This is a genomic window from Nannocystis punicea (assembly GCF_026965555.1).
Lineage (GTDB): Bacteria > Myxococcota_A > Polyangia > Nannocystales > Nannocystaceae > Nannocystis > Nannocystis punicea.
Window position 1 is genome coordinate 5,972,046 of the sequence record NZ_CP114040.1, and the last position, 22,250, is coordinate 5,994,295.

Annotated in this window: 19 protein-coding genes; 14 read left to right on the forward strand and 5 right to left on the reverse strand. The window is 71.4% G+C overall.

The features are described 5' to 3' along the window. Nucleotides 1-90 precede the first annotated feature (90 nt). Both O0S08_RS23035 and O0S08_RS23040 read left to right on the forward strand, forming a co-directional pair. On the forward strand, nt 91-1,155 hold the full coding sequence (locus tag O0S08_RS23035) for a phosphate acyltransferase PlsX (protein ID WP_269041376.1): 1,065 nt from the start codon (nt 91-93) through the stop codon (nt 1,153-1,155). Then, nucleotides 1,152-2,243 (forward strand): phosphatase domain-containing protein, encoded by a 1,092-nt coding sequence (locus O0S08_RS23040; RefSeq protein WP_269041377.1) that lies wholly within the window; start codon nt 1,152-1,154, stop codon nt 2,241-2,243. The genes O0S08_RS23035 and O0S08_RS23040 overlap by 4 nt, the downstream gene beginning before the upstream one ends. Before the next feature lie 470 nt (nt 2,244-2,713). Here the strand turns inward: O0S08_RS23040 and O0S08_RS23045 are convergent, their stop codons facing one another. Further along, nucleotides 2,714-3,958 carry an ETX/MTX2 family pore-forming toxin gene (locus O0S08_RS23045; protein ID WP_269041378.1) on the reverse strand — a complete coding sequence of 415 codons (1,245 nt, stop codon included), beginning with the start codon at nt 3,956-3,958 and terminating at the stop codon, nt 2,714-2,716. A 200-nt stretch (nt 3,959-4,158) separates the two neighbouring features. Here O0S08_RS23045 and O0S08_RS23050 point away from each other — a divergent pair, with 200 nt between their 5' ends. The 3 genes from O0S08_RS23050 to O0S08_RS23060 are packed head-to-tail and all read left to right on the forward strand — an operon-like array spanning nt 4,159 to nt 5,905. After that, complete coding sequence (locus tag O0S08_RS23050; RefSeq protein WP_269041379.1) at nt 4,159-4,707, forward strand: RNA polymerase sigma factor; 549 nt, start codon at nt 4,159-4,161, stop codon at nt 4,705-4,707. After that, a complete protein-coding gene (locus O0S08_RS23055; RefSeq protein WP_269041380.1) occupies nt 4,704-5,117 on the forward strand; it encodes a hypothetical protein in 414 nt (137 codons plus the stop codon). The genes O0S08_RS23050 and O0S08_RS23055 overlap by 4 nt, the downstream gene beginning before the upstream one ends. Continuing rightward, on the forward strand, nt 5,105-5,905 hold the full coding sequence (locus tag O0S08_RS23060; protein WP_269041381.1) for a hypothetical protein: 801 nt from the start codon (nt 5,105-5,107) through the stop codon (nt 5,903-5,905). Before O0S08_RS23055 ends, O0S08_RS23060 begins: the two co-directional genes overlap by 13 nt. 104 nt (nt 5,906-6,009) lie before the next feature. Here O0S08_RS23060 and O0S08_RS23065 read toward each other — a convergent pair whose 3' ends face one another. After that, complete coding sequence (locus tag O0S08_RS23065; RefSeq protein ID WP_269041382.1) at nt 6,010-7,488, reverse strand: right-handed parallel beta-helix repeat-containing protein; 1,479 nt, start codon at nt 7,486-7,488, stop codon at nt 6,010-6,012. Nucleotides 7,489-7,644: 156 nt separating this feature from the next. Here O0S08_RS23065 and O0S08_RS23070 point away from each other — a divergent pair, with 156 nt between their 5' ends. Continuing rightward, a complete protein-coding gene (locus O0S08_RS23070; protein WP_269041383.1) occupies nt 7,645-8,511 on the forward strand; it encodes an acyl-CoA thioesterase in 867 nt (288 codons plus the stop codon). A 79-nt stretch (nt 8,512-8,590) separates the two neighbouring features. Here the strand turns inward: O0S08_RS23070 and O0S08_RS23075 are convergent, their stop codons facing one another. Together O0S08_RS23075 and O0S08_RS23080 are read right to left on the reverse strand one after the other, a co-directional pair. Continuing rightward, nucleotides 8,591-9,556 (reverse strand): aromatic ring-hydroxylating oxygenase subunit alpha, encoded by a 966-nt coding sequence (locus tag O0S08_RS23075; RefSeq protein ID WP_269041384.1) that lies wholly within the window; start codon nt 9,554-9,556, stop codon nt 8,591-8,593. Between the two features lie 166 nt (nt 9,557-9,722). Further along, entirely contained in the window at nt 9,723-10,655 is a 933-nt protein-coding gene (locus O0S08_RS23080; protein ID WP_269041385.1) for an alpha/beta fold hydrolase, read from the reverse strand. Between the two features lie 135 nt (nt 10,656-10,790). On the opposite strand from O0S08_RS23080, the gene O0S08_RS23085 reads away from it, so the two are divergent. From O0S08_RS23085 to O0S08_RS23105, 5 genes are all read left to right on the forward strand, one after another. After that, nucleotides 10,791-12,227 (forward strand): sigma-54-dependent transcriptional regulator, encoded by a 1,437-nt coding sequence (locus O0S08_RS23085; protein ID WP_269041386.1) that lies wholly within the window; start codon nt 10,791-10,793, stop codon nt 12,225-12,227. Nucleotides 12,228-12,279: 52 nt separating this feature from the next. Continuing rightward, nucleotides 12,280-13,497, forward strand: a complete 1,218-nt coding sequence (locus O0S08_RS23090; RefSeq protein WP_269041387.1) for an ATP-grasp domain-containing protein — start codon at nt 12,280-12,282, stop codon at nt 13,495-13,497. Between the two features lie 374 nt (nt 13,498-13,871). Next, a complete protein-coding gene (locus O0S08_RS23095) occupies nt 13,872-15,017 on the forward strand; it encodes a terpene synthase family protein (RefSeq protein WP_269041388.1) in 1,146 nt (381 codons plus the stop codon). Nucleotides 15,018-15,161: 144 nt separating this feature from the next. Next, the gene (locus O0S08_RS23100; RefSeq protein ID WP_269041389.1) at nt 15,162-16,406 is read left to right on the forward strand and encodes a pyridoxal phosphate-dependent aminotransferase; all 1,245 of its coding nucleotides are present in this window, start codon (nt 15,162-15,164) and stop codon (nt 16,404-16,406) included. Nucleotides 16,407-16,737: 331 nt separating this feature from the next. Then, complete coding sequence (locus O0S08_RS23105) at nt 16,738-17,535, forward strand: ATP-binding protein (RefSeq protein ID WP_269041390.1); 798 nt, start codon at nt 16,738-16,740, stop codon at nt 17,533-17,535. Between the two features lie 287 nt (nt 17,536-17,822). Here the strand turns inward: O0S08_RS23105 and O0S08_RS23110 are convergent, their stop codons facing one another. Beyond that, nucleotides 17,823-18,230 (reverse strand): hypothetical protein, encoded by a 408-nt coding sequence (locus O0S08_RS23110; protein WP_269041391.1) that lies wholly within the window; start codon nt 18,228-18,230, stop codon nt 17,823-17,825. Between O0S08_RS23110 and O0S08_RS23115 the strand changes: the two genes are divergently transcribed. The 3 genes from O0S08_RS23115 (at nt 18,229) to O0S08_RS23125 (ending at nt 21,945) form a co-directional block, all read left to right on the forward strand. Next, nucleotides 18,229-18,606 carry a hypothetical protein gene (locus O0S08_RS23115; RefSeq protein WP_269041392.1) on the forward strand — a complete coding sequence of 126 codons (378 nt, stop codon included), beginning with the start codon at nt 18,229-18,231 and terminating at the stop codon, nt 18,604-18,606. The genes O0S08_RS23110 and O0S08_RS23115 overlap by 2 nt on opposite strands. Before the next feature lie 326 nt (nt 18,607-18,932). Then, nucleotides 18,933-19,541, forward strand: coding sequence for an RNA polymerase sigma factor (locus O0S08_RS23120; protein ID WP_267707315.1), 609 nt, complete (start codon nt 18,933-18,935; stop codon nt 19,539-19,541). A gap of 22 nt (nt 19,542-19,563) precedes the next feature. Then, nucleotides 19,564-21,945, forward strand: a complete 2,382-nt coding sequence (locus tag O0S08_RS23125) for a hypothetical protein (protein ID WP_269041393.1) — start codon at nt 19,564-19,566, stop codon at nt 21,943-21,945. The last annotated feature ends 305 nt before the right edge of the window (nt 21,946-22,250 follow it).

The following is a 22,250-nucleotide window of genomic DNA, read 5'->3' on the forward strand; positions in this document are numbered from 1 at the left end:
GCACTTGCGCTCCGCCGCGTCGAGACCTCGGGTCGGCTCCGCGCCGCCGCACGCCCGCCCCCCGGACTCTGCTACAACAGCTTCACCGCCGTGGCTCACATCGTCCTCGACAGCTGTGCAGGTCGCGACGGCGGGCGCGAGGCGCTCGAGGCCGCCGCGATCGCCAGCCTGCAGCTCGATCACCAGATCACCGTCGTCGGCGACGAGTCCGACATCACGGCCGCGCTGCAGAAGATCGCCCACGACGCCGAGCGCCTGCGCGTCGCCCACGCCCGCGATCGCTGCGAGCCCGACATGGACGCCGCCGAGGTGCTGCGCCAGGCCCCGCGCAACAGCGTGGTCGTCGGCCTCGAGATCGCCGCCCGCGACCCGAGCGCGGTGTTCGTGTCGGCCGGCGCCCCGGGCCTCGTCGTCGCCGGCGCGCAGCAGATCCTGGGCCGGATCCCCGGCGTCCCCAACGCCGCGCTGGCGGCCGTCTACCCGACGCTGCGACCGCACGGCCCGGTGTCCGACCTGTTCGCGCTGCTGCTCGACGTCGGCGCGACCGTCGAGTGCAGCGGCGACGACCTCGTCACCTTCGCCGCCATGGGCGCGGCCTATGCCGGCAAGATCTCGCGCATCGATCGCCCGCGCGTGGCGCTGCTGTGCAACGGCCACGGCATCTCCAACGCGCCCGCCCGCGCCCGCGAGGCCCATCGCCGCCTGCTCGCGGCCAAGCCGGCCTTCGAGTACGTCGGCTGCATCCGCGCCGACAGCGTCACCTCGGGCGACGCCGACGTCATCGTCACCGACGGCTTCTCCGGCGACGTCCTGCTGCGCACGCTCGAGGGCGTGGCGGCCACCGGCGAGAGCCTGCTGCGCCGCGCGGCCGAGAAGTTCCAGTGGCGCGTCGGGGTGCAGATGCTGAGCGACGGCATCTCGGCGATCCGCGAGTTCACCGACTGGGAGAACTACGGCGGCGCGCCCCTGCTCGGCTTCGATCGCGCCGTGATGGTGACCCAGGCCGACTCCGGCCGGCGCGCCTTCCTCAACGCGATCCGCCTCGGCGCCAAGATCGATCGCCTGCAAGTCATCGCGGGCATCAGCGCCGGCGTGGCCGAGTTCCACGGCCTCGGCGCGCCGCCGGCGAGCCCGCCCGATCCGGAGGCGCCATGACGTCCGATCCCGCCGACCCGTCCGAGCCCACCAGTCCCGAAGGACAGGCGCTGCAGCCGCGCCGCTTCATGCATCTGCGCTGGGACCTCGACAAGACCTACCTGCGTACCGAGTTCGACACGGTCAAGGACCTGATCAAGACGTTCCGCCAGAAGGCCGAGGACAAGGTCGCGGTGGCCGGCGCCAGCGCCCTCCTGCGCGCGCTGCTCGACCCGCGCGAGCGCAGCCACCGGCGCGTGACGTTCATCAGCGGCTCGCCCCGCCAGATGCGCAAGGTCCTCACCGCCAAGCTCGCGCTCGACGGCGTCGAGCCCGACATGTTCATCCTCAAGCCCAACCTCGAGAACCTGCTGCGCGGCCGCTTCCGGGCCATCCGCGGCCAGGTGGGCTACAAGCTCAAGGCGCTGCTGCTCAGCCACATGGCCGCGGAGCACGTCGACGAGTACCTGTTCGGCGACGACGCGGAGCAGGACGCGTTCATCTACAGCGTCTACGCCGACATCCTCGCCGGCCGCGTCGACGCGGTCGCGCTCGCGGCGATCCTCAGCACCTGCAAGGTCTACCGCGGCGACGTCGACGAGATCATGGCGTACCACCGCCAGCTGTTCGGCTCCGGCGAGGTGGTCCGCAGGATCTTCATCCACCTCGAGCGCCGCTCCCCCCTCGACCGCTTCGCGGCCTACGGCGCCCGCGTGGTGGCCATCTACAACTACTTCCAGGGCGCTGCAGTGCTGTTCGAGGCCGGGGCGCTCGAGCCCCGCGGACTGCTGGCAGTCACCGAGGCGATGGAGTCCGACGGCTACACGCCCGAACGCCTGGCGAACTCGCTGCAAGACCTGATGCGCCGCGGAGTGCTCCACTTCGCTACGATCGAGAGGATGTCGCGCGAGCTGGCGGCCGCCGAGTCGACGATGGGCCGACCGGTGCCGCGCTTCCTGCACGCGTTCGAGGACGCGATCGGGTCGCTCGAGAACTTGCAGCGGCCGGGGCCCCGCTGGGAGTCCGAGATCAACTACCTCGGCATCTACCACGAGGCCCGCTTCCGCCGGCAGCAGCACCGCTTCCTCGGCATCCGCCTGCTCGACTAGCTTCGTGACGCGGCGCTCGTCGCAGACGTCGTGACACGGCGAGCGTCGCACCGCGCGAGCGGGTCCCGGATGAATTCGCGGCGAGGGTCGCGGGGCCGGTGTCCGGGACGCCCTGTCCCCTCAAACAGTTGCTCGGACTTCGTGACGACTGGCGCGCTTCGAGGTGGCGCTTGCCTCGTCCTGCGCAAACTCGGTGCCACGGCGTCCCGGCCCCCGTCCTTCGGGAGCTCTCTTGGTATGGAGCGGTCGGCGTACGCCGAGATCCGGGGGCCCGCTCGCGCCTGAACCTCGGCCTCGGTCCGCGACGATGCGCGCTCGCGGGCGTATCGTCACGCGCGAGGCATTACGGCGCGAGCAAGCCGCGAGGCATCATGGCACACAGGACATGTCTTTATAGACATTGCATATCGAACATGTCCTTATATACATACTAGCGCGCCCACAGCTGCCGGCGCGCCGTCGCGTTCGCGTCACTTACGGCCGGCGCGGACGGGCTTGGCGGACAGGGCGCGGACGGGCTTGCCGGCCTTCTCCTGGATGGGCGCCTTGCCGACGAGCTCGGCCTCGGGGGTCTGGACGATGTAGAGGCCCTTGGGGGCGGAGCGGGCCGCCGAGCCGCCGCCGCCGAGTTTGGTGGCCAGGATCTGGCACTCCTGGGCGGTCGCGTCGGACTCGAGCAGGAGGATGCTGGCCTGGCGGACGGTCGACTCGCCGCGGAAGGTGCCGACGATCTCGAAGGTGCGGTCGGGGAGCTCGGGCAAGAGCGCGGTGATGTCCTGGGTGACGCCGCTGTCGATGACCGACTGCGGGATGATGTAGCCGGCGACGCCCTCGCGCTTGTAGCCGGACCGGCCCTCGCCGAGCTCGTTGAAGTCGGTGGTGTAGAAGTGGTCCTCGCCGTTCCAGTAGCGGTGCAGCGGCACGGCGCCGTTCTGCGCGGCGGCGTAGACGTAGCCGGCGATGCCCTCTTTTTGCCAGCCGTGGGCGCCCTCGCGGAGCTCGTTGTAGTCCGTCGTGTAGAAGTGGTCGGTGCCGTTCCAGTAGCGGTAGAGCGGCACGGTCCCCGGCACCTGCGCGACGAACAGGTAGCCGGGCGAGCTCTCCTCGCTGTAGCCGTGGTCCTCCGGGTGCTCGACGTTGGCGGTGTAGAAGTGGTCGGTGCCGTTGTACCAGCGCTGCAGCTTCACCAGCCCCTTCGGCACCACCGCGACGGCGCCGCCCTTGAGGAACACCATCATCGTGAACGGGACGTCCTTGACCTTCTCCTGCTGGACGACCGCCTGGAACACGATGCGCTTCATCGGCGGCACGTCGAGCGGCGTGGCGAACTTGTAGAGGATCTCCTCGGTGGTCGTCTGCGTGTCCTCGGACTGGAAGTTGTAGCCGACCTCGACCTCGTTCTTGAACTTGATGCCGAGGCTGAACTCGAACCCGACCTTCCAGCCGAGCTTGACCCCGTGGGTCTTCTTCACGGTGACGGTGTCGACCACCTTCTTCTCGACGCCGGCGGTGATCGACTGCTTGACCGTGCCGCAGTTGGTGTACGTGATCTCGTCGATGATGAGCGGAGCCACGTCGCTCGTGCCCGGCTGCGCGATCAAGTTCTTGTCGTAGAGCGCGTCCGGATACTCGCGCTCGGCGATCGCCAGCGCCGAACCGCGCGCCTCGAGCCGCTTGTTCATCTCTCGCACCATCTCGACCGTAATCGTCGGCATCTCCACTCCTCCCAATGCTCCGCAGACCCGCGGCCACGACGGCGCGCCGGGTGCAGGTGTCGTTAAGTGGCGAGCTTTCGAGATCGCGGCTCAGCAATTTTTCGTCGCGCACTCGCGCTCGCCTTCAGGTCGCTAGAGCGCGGGCCCGCGCTTGACTTCCCCGTCCGGGTCGCGCATCAACCCCGCGAGGCGGGTGAAGGTTGAGCGAGGTCCAGCGCCAGCGAGCCGTCGCCGACCTGTTCGACCGCCACGCCGATCACGTGTCTCGCGTGCTCACGCGGATCCTCGGGCTCGACCCGGAGACGCCCGATCTGATCCAGGAGGTGTTCCTCCGCGCCTTCCGCCGCATCGATCGCGTGCGCGGCGAGCCCGAGGTCCTGCCGCGGTGGCTGACCGGGATCGCGGTGTACGTCGCGCGCGAGCACATCCGCCGCAAGCGCGGCCGCTGGTGGCTGCTCTGGGCCGGCGCCGACGGGCCGCTGCCCGAGCCGCCGGCCGCGACCGCGAGCCCCGACGTCGTCCTGGCCGTGCACCGCGTCCGCAGCGTCATCGAGCGCCTGCCGGTCGACGAGCGGATCCCGTTCACCCTGCGCTACCTCGACGACATGGAGCTCGAAGAGGTCGCCGACGCCTGCGACGTATCGCTGGCGACCATCAAGCGCCGACTCGCCCGCGCCCGCGCTCGCTTCGACAAGCTCGCGGCGCGCGACGCCATCCTCCTCAACTGGGTGGAGAAGGGACGACCATGACCGATCGATCTGCGGATGCCCTGCTCGCCGCGCTCGCCGACGCCGAAGAGCGCGCCCGCGTCGACGCGCGCACCCCGGACGGCCACGCGGCCCAGCGCGCGCGCCTGCTCGCCGCCGTCTCTGCGCTCGCCGACGACGACCGCCTGGCCATGAAGTCTGCGCTCGCGCAGCCCGAGGCCTTCATCCTCGACCGCTTGAACCCGCTGCTCGGGCCCGCAGTGGCTCGCCGCGCGCTCGACCTCACCCGCGCCGGCGCGCGCGACTTGCCGACCGCGTGGCCCGACGTCGAGGCCATCGGCACGTCCCTGTTCACGCACCTGCGGCCGCTCGTCGGCGAGGACATCGCCGGCCTCGTGCGTCAGCAGCTCGCGCTCGGCGTCCTGCTGTGGAGGGAGCTGTGCGCGACCTGAGCCGCCCGCGCCTGCTCGCTGCCTTCCTCGGCCTGAGCGCCGTCGGGGCCGTCAGCCACGTCGTCACCGACGCCGGCGTGATGGTGCCGCAGCTGCTGCTCGTCGCGGTCGTCCTCACCGTCACCGCCGCGCGCGCCTACAAGCCCGGCGACCCACCGCGCCGCGCGTGGATCTGGCTGGCCTGCGCCACCTGGCTCGCGGTCGTCGGCGAGACCGTCAACGCCGCTCTCGGCCCGGGTCTCAGCACCTGGTTGATGGCCGTGTCCAACGCGATGTGGTGCGCCTCCCTGCTCGACGCCCGGCGCAAGATCGTCGCCGGCGCGCTGGTCCCTCCGCTCGCGCGAGCGTGGCGCTGGGCCCTCGCCGCCGCCGTCCTCGTCGGCCTCGCAGTCGCCTTCGAGGTCGCGTGGGCGCTGCGCCACGGCAGCCCCGCGTACCCGCACCTCGGCGGCGCGCGCCTCTATCACCTCGGCTTCGTCCAGCTGTGCGACGCAGTCGTCCTGGTGGCCGGCGTGTGGCTGCTCGGCGCCCTGCATCCTTTGTGGGGCGGCGCCGCGGCCCGCCCGTTCCTCCTCGTCACGGCCGCCGCCGGCATCTTCGCCGCCAGCGACCTCGTCCCGCTGTTCGTGGACCTGCCCGTGCCGCGGCCGTGGATCCGCGCCCTCATCGTCGGTGGTTGGTCGCTGCTCGGCGTCGCCGGCCTGGCCCAGCTCGAGCTCCGCAGGGCCATGTTCGCCAGCACGGCCGACCTCCGCGCCAGCCTGCGAGGCCTCGGCCCGCGGCCATGACTTGTCCATGGGACATGTCGATGCGGTCATGCCTTTAAGATCATGTTCTATGGGACATTCTCCATCGAGCATGACTCCATGGACATGTCGCATCGCTCCGCATCTCACCGCGTCGCCTCGTCCGCGCCGACGTCGGGGCTGCCCTCGCGCGGCTCGGCGTCGAAGTCCCCGGCGACCAGCCCCGCCGGCGCCGCGTCGATCGCCGGCGAGCCCGCGGCCAGGTGCAGGTCGGCCCCGGCCGCGTCGACGAATTGATCCGTCGCTGCCTGCTCGAGGTTGCCGTCGAGCTGCGCCTGCGCCCCGTCGCGCATCACGATGTCGTGCGTGACCAGGTTGCCGGCGATCGTCGCGCTGGTGTTGGCCCAGCGGTACTCCATCGACACGAACGGCGCCTGCAGGCTGACGACCGTGTTGTGCAGCACCTTCGCGTCGCACGCCTGCTCGAGCGCCACGCCGGAGTCGAAGCCCGCCTGCGACGCGAACAGCGAGGGGTCGCCGGCCCAGATCATGTTGTTGCGGATCTCCCCGCCGACGTGGCCGAGGTAGCTCTTGCCCGGGCACGGGTCGTCGGCGTAGGCGCGCGCGTTGCCGTTGCCGTTCTCGCCGAGGCCGAAGCCGACCCCGCGGGCGCAGTCGCGGATGTCGTTGCGCTCGACCAGCGTGTCGCGGGACGTCACCCACAGGTGAACCGCGTGCTCCGACAGCCCCTCCGGGCACCAGAACCCGCGGATGTCGTTGTCGCGGATCGTCCAGCCCCAGGCCGCGTGGGCGTCGATGCCGCCGGTGTAGCAGTTGTCCATGATCTGCGGCCGGCCGACGTCGGTCAGCTCGATCCACGAGCACGCGATCAGCCCCTCGTCGGCGTAGTGATTTGCGGGCGACGGGTTGATCTTGATCGCCTGTTGCCCCGGGTCGATCACCTTCACGTCGTAGATCGTCACCCCGGTGATGTCGGCCGCGTCGCCGCCGGTCACGTGGATCGGGTGCCAGAACGCCCGCTGCAGCGTCATGTCGACCACCGTCGTGTCCGACGCCGCGATCAGCAGGATCTCCCCCGTCGCGTAGTCGGCGTCGAGCACCACCGCGTCGCGGTCGCCGCTCGGCCCGCGCAGCGTCAGCCCGGGCGTCGTGATGTGGATCGGCGCCCCGCCCGACACGTCGTAGGTCCCCGGCGCGAACGCGATCGTCGTCCCTCCGGCCGCGCCCTCGATGATGGCCTTCAGCTCGCCCGCCTGCGCCGGCGTCACCTCGATCACCGGCCCGGCCGCGGGCGGCCACGGGACGCACGGATCGCCCGCGATCGGCGGCCCCTCGGTGGTCGCCGCCTCGGTCGTTACCTGTCCGGAAGAACCTGTCCCGGAAGACTCCTCCGTCGTCGCCCCGGCGGTCGTCGGCAGCGTCGAAGCGCCCGTCGTCGTCGGCCCGGTCGTCGCCGACGTCGTCGCGCCGGTGCTCGCAGTCGTCTCGCCCGCCTCGCTGCCGCCCGTGCTGCCCGTGCTGCCCGTGCTCGCCCCGGCGCCCGCGTCGCCGCAGGCGAGGAGCAGCGCGCTCGTCCACAGGCCCGCGACCGTGCGTCTCGTCATCGCCGTACTCTACGCCGGCGTCCTCCCCCGCGACCGCGCGGGCCCGTGAGGACCGCCGGGCCACCGCGGCCTCGAGGACCTCCGCGGCAACGCTCACCCGCCCGGGCAGGCCACGGAACATTGTTCTCGATGGCGTTCCAGGTATCATCGCCGGCGATGACGCACCCCGCCGATCTCGCGCGCGACACCGCCGTCGTGCGCAGCCCCGAGGGCGCCGCGCGCTACGTCCTCGACCTCCCGTCGCACTGGAACTACTTCATGCCCTCGGGCGGCGCGCTGATGACCGCGGCGTTGCGGGCGATCGCGGCCGAGATCGACGACCCGACGCAGAAGCCGCTGTCGGCCACCGCCATCTTCTGCGTCCCCGTCGGCGAGGGTCCGCTCGTCATCGACGTCGTCGTCCTGCGGCGCGGCCAGCTGGCGACCCAGGTCCGCGCCGCGCTGTCGGCCGCCGGCGGTCCGTTCCCCGGCCTCGAGGTCATCGCCACTTTCGGGCGCGAGCGTCCCGGCCCCGAGCTCGGCCTCGTCCGTGCCCCCGCGCTGCCCGGCCCGCACGAGCTGCCGTCGATCGACTCGCGCGGCGAGAGCGGCGGCTCCCCGCCGTTCTTCCGCAACTACGACTGTCGGCGCGCGCTCGGCCAGCCGTGGTGGCGCGCCGATCGCTGGGCGCCGGGCCTCGATCGCGCCGCCTACTGGTACCGCTACCTGACCCCGCAGACCTTGCCCGACGGCCAGCTCGACCCGCTGGCCCTGCCGCCGCTCATCGATACCATGCCGCCGGCGATGTTCCAGATCGGCGGCCCCGCGCTCGCCGGCACCGTCGCCCCCAGCCTCGACCTCACCGTCCACTGGCTCGAGGACACCCGCCGTGAGTGGCTGCTGACGCACGCGCACAGCCGCCGCGCCCGCGCCGGCTACGCCACCGCCGACATCGAGATCTGGGACGACGAGGGCCGCCTGGTCGCGTGGGGCAACCAGCGCATGCTACTGCGCCGACGACCCGATCTACCGCCGTCGCGCTGAGCGTGCTCCCACGGACATGCCCCATCGGGCATGCCTCCGCGGACATGTCTGCCTGGACATGCCCCGAGAAACCTATCCCTCAGATCGCCCGGGCCCGCAGGGTCGCCACCGGGTAGAACTGGCGGGCCCACTTGCGGAACAGGCCGATGGGCCCGTCGCCCTCGCACAGCAGCGGGCGGGGCAGGAACTTCTTGTGCTCCCACACCGCGATGTCCTGCTCGAGCTGGCGGCAGGCGTCCTCCATGAACTGCTGGGCCACGAACGCGGTGGCCGCCTCGTCGGGCAGGCGCTTGACCGTGAAGGTGAAGCGGACGTCGACGAACTCGTCGTCGATGGGCGTCAGCGCGGCGATGATGATCCCCTCGATCAGCCCGCGGTAGCGGGCGGTGAACATGCCGAAGCCGAACGTGTCGATGTCGATGTCGCCCTCCATCACCCCGGCCGGGGTGTCGAAGGCGGTCCGCGAGCTGACCTGGAACGACGGCCCGTTCATCGTCACCTTCGACTCGGGCAGGCGGATCGCGCCGTGGACGAAGCAGAAGTGGGCCACGTCGAACGCGTTCTCGATGATCTCGTGGACGTTGGTGCGGACGCGCCAGCGCCGGCGCATGTAGCCGGTCCACGCCTGGGACTCGTGCTCGGCCAGCACCGGGATGTCCCACGTCGGCGCGTACGACTCGTCGGGCGCGTGGTGGACGAAGATCATCCCGTTCTTCTCGCACACCGCCCAGCGGCGCAGCATCGCCGCGGGCGGGATCTTCTTCGCGTACGGGATCCCCACGCACGAGCCCGACCCGTCGAAGCGCCAGCCGTGGAACGGGCAAGTGATGCTGTTCTCGATCACGCAGCCGCCGTGCCCGAGGTGGGCGCCGAGGTGGGGGCAATGCGCGTCGAGCACGCGGGCCGCCCCGTCTTGCCCGCGGAACAGCACCAGCTCGCGCCCGAAGTAGTGCAGCGGCATCACGCCGGCCGGCTTCAGTTCGTCGGAGTAGGCGACCATGAACCAACCGATCGGGTTGGCAGTGAACGGAAAGCGACTGCTCATCTCGGAGCCCCCTTGTGCGGGCAAACGTGGGCAGGTCCCACACCCCAAGGATGTGACGGGCGCCGCTCTCGCCGCGCCTCCGCGGCGCATCACCGTGCGAACCACGTTCGTCCGCCGCTCGGGCCGGACCGGCAATTCCGCCCGCGGCGATGCGCACGCCGCGACCTCAATCGCAGCCGATGTCGCCGGGCTCGTGGCGGCGGAGGAAGTCGACCAGCTTCTCGTTGACCTCCTCTGGCCGCTCCTGGTGGAGAAAGTGCCCCGCGCCCGCGATCCGCTGGACCGACAGACCGTGGGGGAAGTCCTCGTTGCGCATGAGATCGAACAGCCGGGTGTCGAGGCAGCCGTCGCGCGCCCCGGTCAGCGCCAGCGTCGGCACCGAGACCTTCTCCCGCATCAGCGCCCGCGAGGTCGCGGCGGCCCGGCTGATCGGGTCGAACATGTCGCGATAGTACCCGAGCGCGGCCGAGGCCACCCCCGGCTGGCGGAACGTGCGCTTCAACAGCCGCATCTCCTCGGCCGGCGGGGTGAACCCCGGCGACCAGTCGCGCCACAGCCTGTCGATCAGCGCGAAGTCGTTGCGCCGCAGCGCCGCGTCGGACAAGAGCCGCAGCTGAAAGAAGAACATGTACCAGGAGTTGCGGAGCTGCCCCGGGAGCAGCCGCAGCGCCCCCAGCGACGCCAGCCGCCGCGGGTGCGGCACTGCCATCGCCGTCAGCGACGACAGCCGCTCCGGCGCCCGGGCCGCGACCTGGTAGCCGATCACCGCCCCCCAGTCGTGCCCGACCAGGTGGACGCGCAGGCAGCCGAGGTACTCGATGAAGCCCAGCACGTCCTCGACCATCCGGATCGTGTGGTAGTCGTCGTCGATCGGCTGGGACGACGGTTCGTAGCCGCGGAGCAGCGGCGCCACCACGCGGAAGCCCGCCGCCTCGAGCGCCGGGATCTGCAGCCGCCAGGTCCGGTGATGGTCGGGGAAGCCGTGCAGACACAGCACCAGCGGCCGCCGGCGGTCGCGCGCCGACGAGCGGGATCCCTCCAGCGCGGTGAACTGTAGTCCGCCCACGGACAAAGTGGTCGTCGGGAAGCTCGCTTCCATGCCGCCCAAGACGTACCACCGCAAACGCCGAGGCGCGAGGACCGCCGCGCGCGCCCGCCCGAAACGGGGGTGTGGGCGCATGCTCGCCGCGAAACAACACCCGCAGGCGCGCGAAGGCAGGGTAAAACCCTGGCCATGCAGCAGGTGCTCATCGTCGACGACAACCCCTCGGTCTGCACCGCCCTCGAGATCCTGTTCGACGTCCACGGGATGAGCACTCAGATCGCCCACACCCCGCAGGCCGCGCTCGAGATCATCGCCCGGGGCGACGTCGGGGCTGTCGTTCAGGACATGAACTTTCAGACAGACTCGACCTCGGGCCAGGAGGGCGCCGCGCTGTTCCGCGAGATCAAGCGCCTCGACGCCGACCTGCCGGTGCTCCTCATGACCGCCTGGACCTCGCTCGAGACCGCGGTCCAGCTGGTCAAGGAAGGCGCCGCCGACTACCTCGGCAAGCCGTGGGACGACGCCAAGGTCGTCACCACCGTCAAGAACATGCTGCGCATGCGCGAGCTCGGGCTCGAGAACCACCGCCTGCGGGCCCAGTCGGCGCGCGCGCGTAACGAGCTGCAGCGCCACTACGACCTGTGCGGCCTGGTCTACGCCAGCGAGGCGATGCACCGCGTCGTCTCGCTCGCCACCTCGGTCGCCCGCGCCGACGCGCCGGTCCTCATCACCGGGCCGAACGGCTCCGGCAAGGAGAAGCTGGCCGAGATCGTCCACGCCAACAGCCCGCGCAAGCTGCAGCCGTTCGTCAAGGTCAACGCCGGCGGCCTGCCCGACGAGCTGCTCGAGGCCGAGCTGTTCGGCGCCGAGATCGGCGCCTTCACGGGCGCGACCAAGCGACGGATCGGCCGCTTCGAGGCCGCCGACGGCGGCACCCTGTTCCTCGACGAGATCGGCAACCTGTCGCCGAAGGGTCAGATGAAGCTGCTGCGCGTGCTGCAGACCGGCGAGTTCGAGCGGCTCGGCAGCACCAGCACCAAGAAGGTCGACGTCCGCATCGTCTCGGCCACCAACGCCAACCTGCGGCAGATGATCGCCCAGGGGGTGTTCCGCGAGGACCTGCTGTTCCGCCTCAACGTCATCGAGATCCGGATCCCCCCGCTGCGCGAGCGCAGCGAGGACGTCCTGCCGCTGGCGGAGACCTTCCTGCAGGCTCAGGTCACCCCCGGGCGCGAGCCGCTGCGGCTCGGCGACGAGGCCATGCGCGCCCTCCTCGGCCACGACTGGCCCGGCAACGTCCGCGAGCTGCAGAACCGGATCCAGCGGGCCACCCTGCTGTGTCAGAGCGGCGAGGTCACCCCCGCCGACCTCGGGCTCGACGACAAGGCGCCGGCGACCGACGGCACCGTCACCCCGCGCAATCACCCGTCGTCGGACGCCAAGCCGGCGGCCGTCGGCAACAACGAGGAGATCGAGGCCGAGCGGCGCTCGATCATCGCCGCCATCGAGACCCACGGCGGCGTCATCGCCCGCGCCGCGGCCGAGCTCGGGCTGTCGCGTCAGGCCCTCTACCGCCGCATGGACCGGCTCGGGATCAGCCTCGAGCGGCAGCTCAAGCAGAGCTGAATCGTTGCGTCCGCCCGGGCGCCCTGATACCGATCCTCGGCGGAGCTTTCGCATGAACATCCTGCTCTTGTCCCCCGGCTATCCCGGCGAGATGCCCAGCTTCACCCGCGGCCTCGCCGACGTGGGCGCGAACGTCTACGGCGTCGGCGACCAACACCCGGGTGCCTTGCCGCCGTCGGTGCGCGAGCGCCTCGCCGGTTACTTGCAGGTCCGTTCGCTGTGGGACGAGGCCGCCGTGGTCGAGGCCGTGCGCCGCTGGCCGGAGGCGCGCCGGATCGACAAGGTCGAGTGTCTGTGGGAGCCGGGCATGCTGCTGGCCGCGCGCCTGCGCGAAGGCCTCGGCGTCGACGGCCTCGGCGTCGCCCAGACCTTGCCGTTCCGCGACAAGGAGCAGATGAAGCAGGTCCTCGACGCCGCCGGCCTGCGCACGCCGAAGCACGTCCGCTGCAACACCACCGCCGAGTGTTGGGACGCCGCCGAGCAGATCGGCTTCCCGATCATCATCAAGCCGATCGCCGGCGCCGGCTCGGCCGACACCTACCGGGTCGAGTCCGCCGACGAGCTGCGGGCCGTCCTGCCGCGCCTCGGGCACGTCCCCGAGGTCAGCGTCGAGGAGTTCGTCGACGGCTCGGAGTTCACCTTCGACACCGTCTGCATCGAGGGCAAGGTCGCCTACTTCAACATCGCCTGGTATCGCCCGCGGCCGCTCGTCGCGCGCAGCAACGAGTGGATCAGCCCCCAGGTGATCGCCCTCCGCAACGTCGACCAGCCTGCGCTCGCGGGCGGCGTCAAGCTGGGGCACGACGTCATCCGCGCGCTCGGCTTCCGCTCCGGCTTCACCCACATGGAGTGGTACCTGAAGGCCGACGGCGAGGTGGTCTTCGGCGAGATCGGCGCCCGCCCGCCCGGCGCCCACCAGGTCGACCAGATGAACTACGCCTGCGACTTCGACGTGTTCCGCGAATGGGGTCGGGCCGTCGCCTGGGGGCGCTTCGACGTCGACATCGAGCGCAAGTACAACGTCAGCACGATCTACAAGCGCGCCCAGGGTCAGGGCCAGATCCAGCGGATCGTCGGCCTCGACCGGATCCGCAAGCTCTACGGGGAGCACATCGTCTGGGACAACTTGCTGCCGGTCGGTGCCCAGCGCCGTAACTGGCGCAACACCCTCGTCTCCGACGGCTTCTTGATGTTGCGCCACCCCGAGCTGCAGACGCTCGTGGCGATCAGCGACGACATCGGCGAGAACCTGCAGCTTTACGCCGGCTGAGCGTCCCCGGACCAGCTGTTCTCCAGGACAGCCGCGGCCGCAGAGGGTCGGGCGAGGTCGCGCGCCTTCTGCGCGATTCGATGTACCGGCACCGTTCGCGGTCGCAGCTCCGCCTGCATCGCCCCCGTGGTCCAGGCCCCGCAGTCGCGTGCCGTCGGCGCGGTCAAGGTTCGTCATGTCGAGGTGCCCACGCCAAGGCACACCACCCCACCGAAATCGCCGCCAAAGTGCGGCATGCAGGTGGATCCGGTATAGCTTGAAGTGGCGTGGTGGTCGGAGTGCCAATGAAGCCGCGGAGGCAGGTGCAAGCGTGTGCCGGCTTGCTGCGGCGAGTGATCCGACGCCGGATCCCAGACGCTGATCGAAAGAGCTCCATGACCCGCCGGTTCGGAACCAGCCCGCTCAGCGTCCGCCTCGCCGCGGTCGCGACGACGTCGGCGACGAACCGCACGGGGCCGCGAGGGCGCGCGCTGGTGGCCGTCTCCGGGCAGCAGGCCGGGGTGGCGGCGGCGGCGCACGCTGTCGACGCCGACCCTCTCGCGTCATCGTCGGAGCCGCGGCAGCGTCTGATGCAGCTCCCCACGCTCGAGTGCCCGTACCACCCGTCAGTCCATCCCGCCGCCGACGAGATCCACGAGAGCACCGTCGCGTGGGCCCAGGCGATGGGTTTCGCGCGCAGCCAGGAGCACATCGACGCCCTGCGCGACAGTCGGATCGGTCACTTGCTCGCGCGGATCTTCCCGGCCACCGCCGACATGGTCGCGCTGCAGGTCGCCGTCGACTGGACCACCCTGTTCTGCTGCCTCGACGATCGCCTCGAGCAGATGAACGGCGCCGCGCAGGTCGCCTCCTACCTCCGCAGCCTGCTCGGCGTGTTCCGCGACGGCGCCCACCCGCAGCTCATCGACCCGTTCGCCCAGGCGTTCGGCGACCTGCGCGAGCGCATGCTCGAGCTGCGGGTGCCCAACTGGATCCCGCGGTTTTCGGCCTGCGTCGAGCGCCTCTTCAACGCCTTCGTGGACGAGGCCAAGTACCGCGCGGCCGGCGTCGTCCCGGCGTTCGCCAGCCACAGCAAGATCCGCCAGATCACCGTCGGCCTCTACACCGGCTTCCTCCTCGGCGAGCTCACCGAGCACATCTTCCTCCCGCCGGACGTCCTCGAGCACGAGGCAGTGCAGGCGCTCGAGGTCAGCGCCAGCACCATCGTCGGCCTCGCCAACGACATCTACACCGTCGAGAAGGAGATCGCGAAGGGCGAGGTCAACAACACCGTGCTCGTGCTCATGCACGAGGACGGCCTCGCTTTCGACGAGGCGATCGGCCGCACTGTCCAGCTGCACAACATCGAGATGCGCGAGTTCTCGCGGCTCGTCTCCGACCTGCCGAGCTTCGACGAGGACACCGACGACCAGCTGCGCCGCTACGTCCAGGTCCTGATCCACTTCATCTCCGGGCACGACGACTGGGCGCGCAGCACCGGTCGCTACCACCACCCCGGGGACGACAGCGCCGTGCGTTGACGCGATCGCACCGGCCGCGCCCGCGAGGCGCGCCGGCGGGAACGCGCCCGGGCGGGCCCCTGCGCCGCGCTTGCGCTCGTTCACGCGGCGCCGGCCGCAGCGGCCTTCTCAAGCGCGTCAAACCGTCTCACACTCCGCGTGCCCATGACCGCACCCAGCCTGTCCCGCCGCGGGCTCGACGCCCCGGCGTCCCCGATCCGCCGCCTCACTCCGTACGCCGATCAGGCGCGGGCGCGCGGGGTCACCGTGCACCACCTCAACATCGGTCAGCCCGACCTCGCCACCGTGCAGCCGATGCTCGCCGCCTATCAGGCCTACGACGAGAGCGTCGTCGCCTACAGCCCGTCCGAGGGTTACCTGACCTATCGGACAGCTCTCGCCGAGCACTACAACGGCCTCGACGCCGCGCGCGGCGGCGGCCCCATCACTCCCGGCCAGATCCTCGTCACCGTCGGCGGCAGCGAGGCGCTGCTGTTCGCCATCGCCGCCGCCTGCGACGTCGGCGATCAGATCCTCGTCGCCGAGCCTTACTACACCAACTACCGCGGCTTCTCGCACATCCTCGGCGTCGACGTCGTGCCCGTCTCGACCCACGCGCGCGAGAGCTTCGCCGTCCCGCCCGAGCGCGTGCGCGCCGCGATCACCCCGAAGACGCGGGCCTTCATCATCCCGTCGCCGGGCAACCCGACCGGCATGGTGCTGAGCGCCGGCGACCTCGCCGCGCTCGGCGAGGTGTGCGTCCAGGCCGGCATCTTCTTCGTCGTCGACGAGGTCTACCGCGAGTTCGTCTACCCCGACCAGCCGGTCCCCGCCGGCGCACCGGTGCCGCGCGCGCCGTCAGTGCTCGCAGTGCCCGGCCTCGCCGACCACGCGGTGATGATCGACTCCGTCTCGAAGCGCTACTCCGCCTGCGGCGCGCGGGTCGGCTGCCTCGTCACTCGCAACGCCGCGCTCTACTCGGCCTGCCTGCGGTTCGCCCAGGCGCGCCTGTCTCCGCCGACCGTCGATCAGTACGCCGCGCTGGCCGCCCTGCGCACCCCGGCCGCCGACATGCGGGCCATGGTCGACGAGTACCGCGCCCGCCGCGACCTCATCGTCGCCGGCCTCAACGCGATCCCCGGCGTCTCCTGCCCCACGCCCACCGGCGCCTTCTATCTCATCACCGATCTACCGGTCGCCGACGCCGAAGACTTTTGCATCTTCATGCTCCGCGACTTCGACCTCGGCGGCGAGACCGTGATGATGGCCCCGGCCGAGGGCTTCTACGCCACGCCCGGGCTCGGCAAGAACCAGGTGCGGATCGCCTACGTCCTCGGCCGCGACAAGCTCGCGCGTTGCCTCGAGATCCTGCGCGCCGGCCTCGACGCCTACAACCGCGCCGCGCGCTGACCTCTCGCCGCAGCGAACTCCGCTGCGCGCCTGCACGGCGCGCGCCGCATCGATCCGCGCACGAGCGGTCCTCGTGCGCGCCAGCGCCTCGCGCCCTCGCCTGCCGCGCGCGCCTCGTTCGCCGCAGTCATGCGCCTGCGACGCGGTCCACCCGCGGCGCGCCCACGCGTCTCACGACGACCTCGACCGCCAGCCATCGCCGGTGCGGCGGAATTTCCAGGCCTCGCGACCGCGCGGGGTCCTGCCTCGCGCGTCCCTGGCTCCCCCCCCGATCGTCCGCCGCGCTGAACCGCCCGGCCACGCCGGACGCAAGGCCGGTTACACTCCACGCATGAGCCTCGTGGCCCCCACGCCGCTCGGCTTCGAGCGCAGTCCCGTCGCCGGCGCCAGCGTCGACGACCTCGACCTCGCCGCGCTCGAGGCCTACGTCCGTCGTCGCGTCCCTGGCCTCGGCACCGAGCCCGGGGTGTTCGAGCGCGCCGCCCAGCGGCTCGGCCTCATCGGCACCACCGGCGGCCAGCCCACGCCCACGGTCGTCGGCCTCATGGCCTTTGGGACAGCTCCGCAGGTCGCCCGGCCCGAGTGGGGCGTCTCGATCGTGCGGATCCGCGGCGCCGCCCTGGCCGACCCGGTCGCCGCCCGGCTCGACGCCGAGGGCAACCTCGCCGAGCTCGTCCGCCTCGGCCTCGAGTTCGTGCGCGCCAACACCCGCGCCGCGCCCAACCTCCTGATCCCGTCCGACCTCGCGCCCGAGTACCCCGAGGAGGCCGTGCGCGAGGCGCTGGTCAACGCTCTCGTCCACCGCGACTACCGCCTCAGCGGCCGCGTCTCGCTGCGGATCTTCAACGACCGCCTCGAGATCTGGAGCCCCGGCGGCCTCGCCCTCCCGATCTCGCTCGACGAGCTGGCCCAGCACGGCGGCGCCTCGTTCCCGCGCAACCCGCTGCTGGCCGCCACTGCCCGCCACCTCGGCCTGCTCGAGCAGATCGGCCGCGGGATCCCGGCCATCCGCCGCAGCATCGCCGGCGCCACCGCCCTCCCCGTCCAGTTCCACACCTCTCAGACCGAGGTCCGCGTGGTCCTGCCGTCGTACATCAACGCCTCGATGGGCAACGTCTCCGGCAACTGACCGCCTGGACATGCCCCAGGGCGCATGTCCCGAGGCCCATGCTCTCGGGGACATGTCCCATCCCGCATGTCTCTCGGCTCAGGACGGGCCAAAGCGCACCCGCGTGACCCCGGCAGTGCGCGGGTGACCGGCACCATCCAGCGCGTCGGCCCGCACCCGCATCGTCGCCACGACTGCGGCGTGTTGTACCTGCGATCGCACGACAAGGGTCCGGTCGACCGGAGACGGGGCCGCGCGGTCGCGTCGCGGCAGAGAGCGATCCGTCTCCGGCCGACCGGAAATTCGCCTCAGAAGCACTCCGCCTGGCACGACTGCGACGCGCAGGCGCTGAGCGCGTGGTAGAGCGCGTGGCCGTCGGGATCGCTGTGGCACACCGCGTCGTCGTGAACCGTGAAGCAGCCCGTCCAGCACACAGTGTTGGCGTGGCAGCCCGCGATCTCGTCGCAGCAGTTCGTGCCCAGGCAGGTCGTGCACGCGTCCTGCCCGAGCTCGGCCAGCGCGTCCTCGCAGCTGCCGACCGGCCCGCCGATGCACGCCTCCTGACACGCCGCGCCCTTGCACTCGAGGTACGCGTCGACGCGCGCGTGCGTGTCCGGGTTCGACTCGCACGCCTCGCCGTCCTCGCCTGACACACAGGCCAGGCAGCTCGCGTCCGCCTGGCAGTCGGCCAGCGCCTCGCAGCACGCCTCGCGCATGCAGCCCGTGCACTCGTCGGTGGCCTCGCCCGCGCACGCGGCCTCGGTGGTCGCGGACGAGGCGGTCGTCGCAGTCGAGCTCGCCGCCGTGGTCGCGTCGGTCGTCGGCTCCTGCGTGGTCGTCGTCGTCGTCTCGGCGCTCGTGCTCGCGGACGACGTCGTCGCCTCGGAAGTGGCGCCCGTCTCGACGCCGCTCGTCGTCGCACCGCTCGTCGTCGCCTCGGTCCCGGACACGGGGGCCTCGGTCGACGACGTCGATTCGGCGCCGCAAGCGAGCGCGGCCGCGAAGACGAGGAAGGACAGCGGAGATCGGGCAGGAGCAGGCATGGTCATGTCGGCCACGATGGTTAGAAGTAATGATATTCATTTTCAATAAAACTTCCAACCACCGATCTATCGCCACAAAGTTGCCTTTCTCATCCAGGATCATTGATACTAATTTTCAAAACGCCGACGATTCTGGTTGCCAATTTTCGCCTCGATCGGCCAACGCGCGCGCGACCCCGGGCGGCCGCGAGGTCGCCAGCGCGTCGCCATGCGACGCGGTGGACGTCGTCGCCTCCGCGTTCCGCGAAATTTTCCGAGCCCGCGCCGCGCCGCCGTCGCGCGCGCGAAGTGAGGTCGAGGCGGGCGCGCGCGGGCCGTTTGCGACGGTCCCGCCGCGTCCTCCGCCCGTCCGCGTGCGCTACACTGCTCGTCGGCATGCAGCCCGACGAAGAGCTCTACGTCGCCTGGCGGGGCGGCGACAGCAAGGCCGGCGTCCAGCTGTTCGAGCGCCACTACCCCGCGATCGCCCGCTTCTTCCGCAACAAGGTGGACGACGACGCCGGGGACCTCGTGCAGAAGACCTTCCTCGCCTGTCTCGAGAGCAAGGAGCGGATCCGCGGCGACTCGAGCTTCCGCACCTTCCTGTTCGCAGTCGCCCACAACGTCCTCTACAAGCACCTGCGCGGCAAGCTGCGCGAGGGGGCGCGCCTCGACTTCGGGCTCACCAGCGTGCACGACCTGCGGCCGACCCCGGCCACCTTGCTCGCGCGGCGGCGAGAGGAGCGGCTGCTCCTGCTCGGCCTGCGGCGGATCCCGCTCGATCACCAGGTCCTGCTCGAGCTCTACTTCTGGGAGAAGCTCGGCGCGCGCGAGATCGCCGACATCCTGGGGGTTCCCGAGGGCACCATCCGCACCCGTCTGCGAAGGGCCAAGCAGCTGCTCGAGGCGGCGATGACCGCGCTGGAGGACGGCGCGGCCGAGCTGCGCGACAGCCTCGGCGACCTCGACGCCTGGGCCGCGGCCGTCCGGGGCCAGATCGGCTAAGAATCACAGCGAGCGCGCCTCGATGTCGATCCACGCCGTCCGTCGACACTTCACCACACCGGCCCTGCGGCGGCGGTGGTTCGTCCTCCTCTTCACGCTCGGCCTCACCACCCAGCCGCTGTTCGGCGCGCTCGGCTACGAGGGCGCGCTGGTCCTCACCCCGGTGATCAGCCTGTTCGCCCTCGCCGTCGGCGTCGACGCGGTGCGGGACACCCGGCAGGCCCACGCCTCCGATCCGCACGCCATGTCCCTGCAGACCTCCGGCGAGCGCCTGAGGCTGCTGTTCCTGCGCGGCCTCGGCGACCTCTGCAGCCTGCTCACGCTCTCGCTCGGCGCCTTCATCCTCGCCAACTTCTGGCAGATCAACTGCGACCTCCCCGGCGGCCTGCTGTGGTTCCTCGTCCTGCCGACCGCCTCCGGCCTGCTCGGCCTGGTCGCCGGCCTGTGGGGCGGCGTCCTGGCCCACCGGCGCGGCGTGCAGCTGGCGCTGGCGAGCGTCCCGCTCGTCTTCTCGCTGGTCCTCGGCCTGTGGCGGATCTACGTCGACCCGGTCGTCTACGCCATCGATCCGTTCTGGGGCTACTTCGCCGGCCCGCTGTACGACGAGGCCATCCCGATCACCGCCCGCCTGTGGTGGTTCCGCGCCTACAACTTCCTCGTCGCCGGCGCCGCCCTGGCCCTGCTCAGCCTGACCTTGGGGCCAGGTCTCAAAGTACAGCTGCGCGGCGTCAGCCTGCGTCGCTCGCCGTTCACCGTCGCCGCGCTGCTGGCCTGCCTGATGCCCGGCGCGCTGCTCGGGGTGTTCGCCGCCGAGAACGGCTTCCACGCCACCGAGGCCAGCCTGGCCAATGCCCTCCCGCGCACCCGCGTCACCGACCACTTCGTCATCCACTACGCCGCCAACTCGGCCGCCGCCCGCGACATCGACCTCCTCGCCGCCGAGCACGAGTTCGCCTGGCGCCGGCTCGCCGCCCAGATCGGCCGCGAGCCGCGGGTCCCCGTCCACAGCTTCGTGTTCCCCACCCCCGAGCTCAAGCGGGCCTGGATCGGCGCCGGCAACACCGAGGTCGCGCCGCCGTGGCGCGGCCACATCTACCTCAACGAGCAGGCCTTCCCCCACCGCGTGCTCCACCACGAGCTCGCCCACGTGTTCTCGTACACCGTCGGCGAGCCGCTGTTCGGCACCTCCTCGGCGGTCTCGTGGCGCGGCCTGCGGGTCAACCTCGCGCTGATCGAGGGCTTCGCCACCGCGTTCGCCCCGCGCAGCGAGTCCGGCCTCGACCTTCACGACCAGGCCGCGATCCTCGACCGGCTCGAGCTGCGACCTGTCCTCGGGGACATCATGGGCTTCGGCTTCTGGGGCAAGTCGTCGCGGCGGGCCTACACCGCGGCCGGCTCGTTCTGCCGCTGGCTCATCGACACCCGCGGCGTCGAGCCCTTCCTCCGCCTCTACGGCACCGCGGGCGACTTCGACCTGTCCTACGGGACATCCCTCGACGCGCTCGAGGTCGAGTGGCTGGCGTTCCTGCGCGCGCGGCCGCTGCGGGCCCGCGACGTCGAGGCGCTGCGCCAGCGCTTCAAGCAGCGGCCGATCTTCCAGCGCCCCTGCGCCCACCGGGCCGCCGACCTGCTGGCCGAGGCCAACCTCGCCCACCACCGCGGCCTCGAGGTCGAGCGCATCGACACCTTGCGCGACCTCTGCAGCATCGAGCCCGAGCAGCCCGAGCACCGCCTGCTGCTGGCCCAGGCCGAGGCGCAGGCCGGCATGCAGGACGCCGCCGCGGCCACCCTGGCCGAGCTGTCGCGCCAGAACGACCTCTCCGACACGATCGCCGCGCTGGTCGACGAGCGCCTCGGCGATCTCGCTCTGGCCCGCTTCGACCTCCCGGTCGCGCTCACCTACTACGACCGCGCGCTGACCCGCGGCCTCGGCGACAACCAGATCCGCCAGCTGCAGATCAAGCGCATGGGCGCCGCCGATCCGGCCCTCGCGCCGCGCGTCCTGGCCTACTTCGATCCGTTCGAGCCCAACCCCGAGCACCCGAGCGAGGCCGTCCTGCGCCTCTACGCGGCCGAGCAGATCGCCGCGCTGCCGCGCTACGCCCCGCTCGGCGGCTACCTCCTCGGCCGCCAGCTGCTCAACGTCCAGCAGGGCGCCGCCGCGATCGAGCCGCTGCAGCGCGCGCTCCACCCCGAGGAGGACGAGCACGCGCTCTCCACTGCCGAGCTGCGCCGCGGCGCGCGGCTCATGCTGCTCGAGGCCCAGGCCCGCGCCCGCAACTACGACGCCGCTGCCCGCGTCCTCGCCGAGCTGCAGGAAGACCCCGACGCCGACAGCGGTCTGCGCCTCGACGCCGCGCTCTGGACCGAGCGCCTCGAGTTCCTCCGCACCCACTTGCCCTGAAGACCTCGACAGCGGCCTGCGCCGCGACCGAGCGCCGCGGGTTCCTCCGCACCGACTGTCCCATGGGACAGGTTTTCTCACCAGGTCTCGACGGGTTCGCCTACGGCCTGGAACTCGACGCCGCCCTGTCGACCGAGCGCCTCGAGTTCCTCCGCACCCACTTGCCCTGAAGACCGCGACAGCGGCCTGCGCCGCGACCGGGCGCCTCGAGTTCCTCCGCACCGACTGTCCCATGGGACAGGTTTTCTCACCAGGCCTCGACGGGTTCGCCTACGGCCTGGGCCTCGACGCCGCCCTGTCGACCG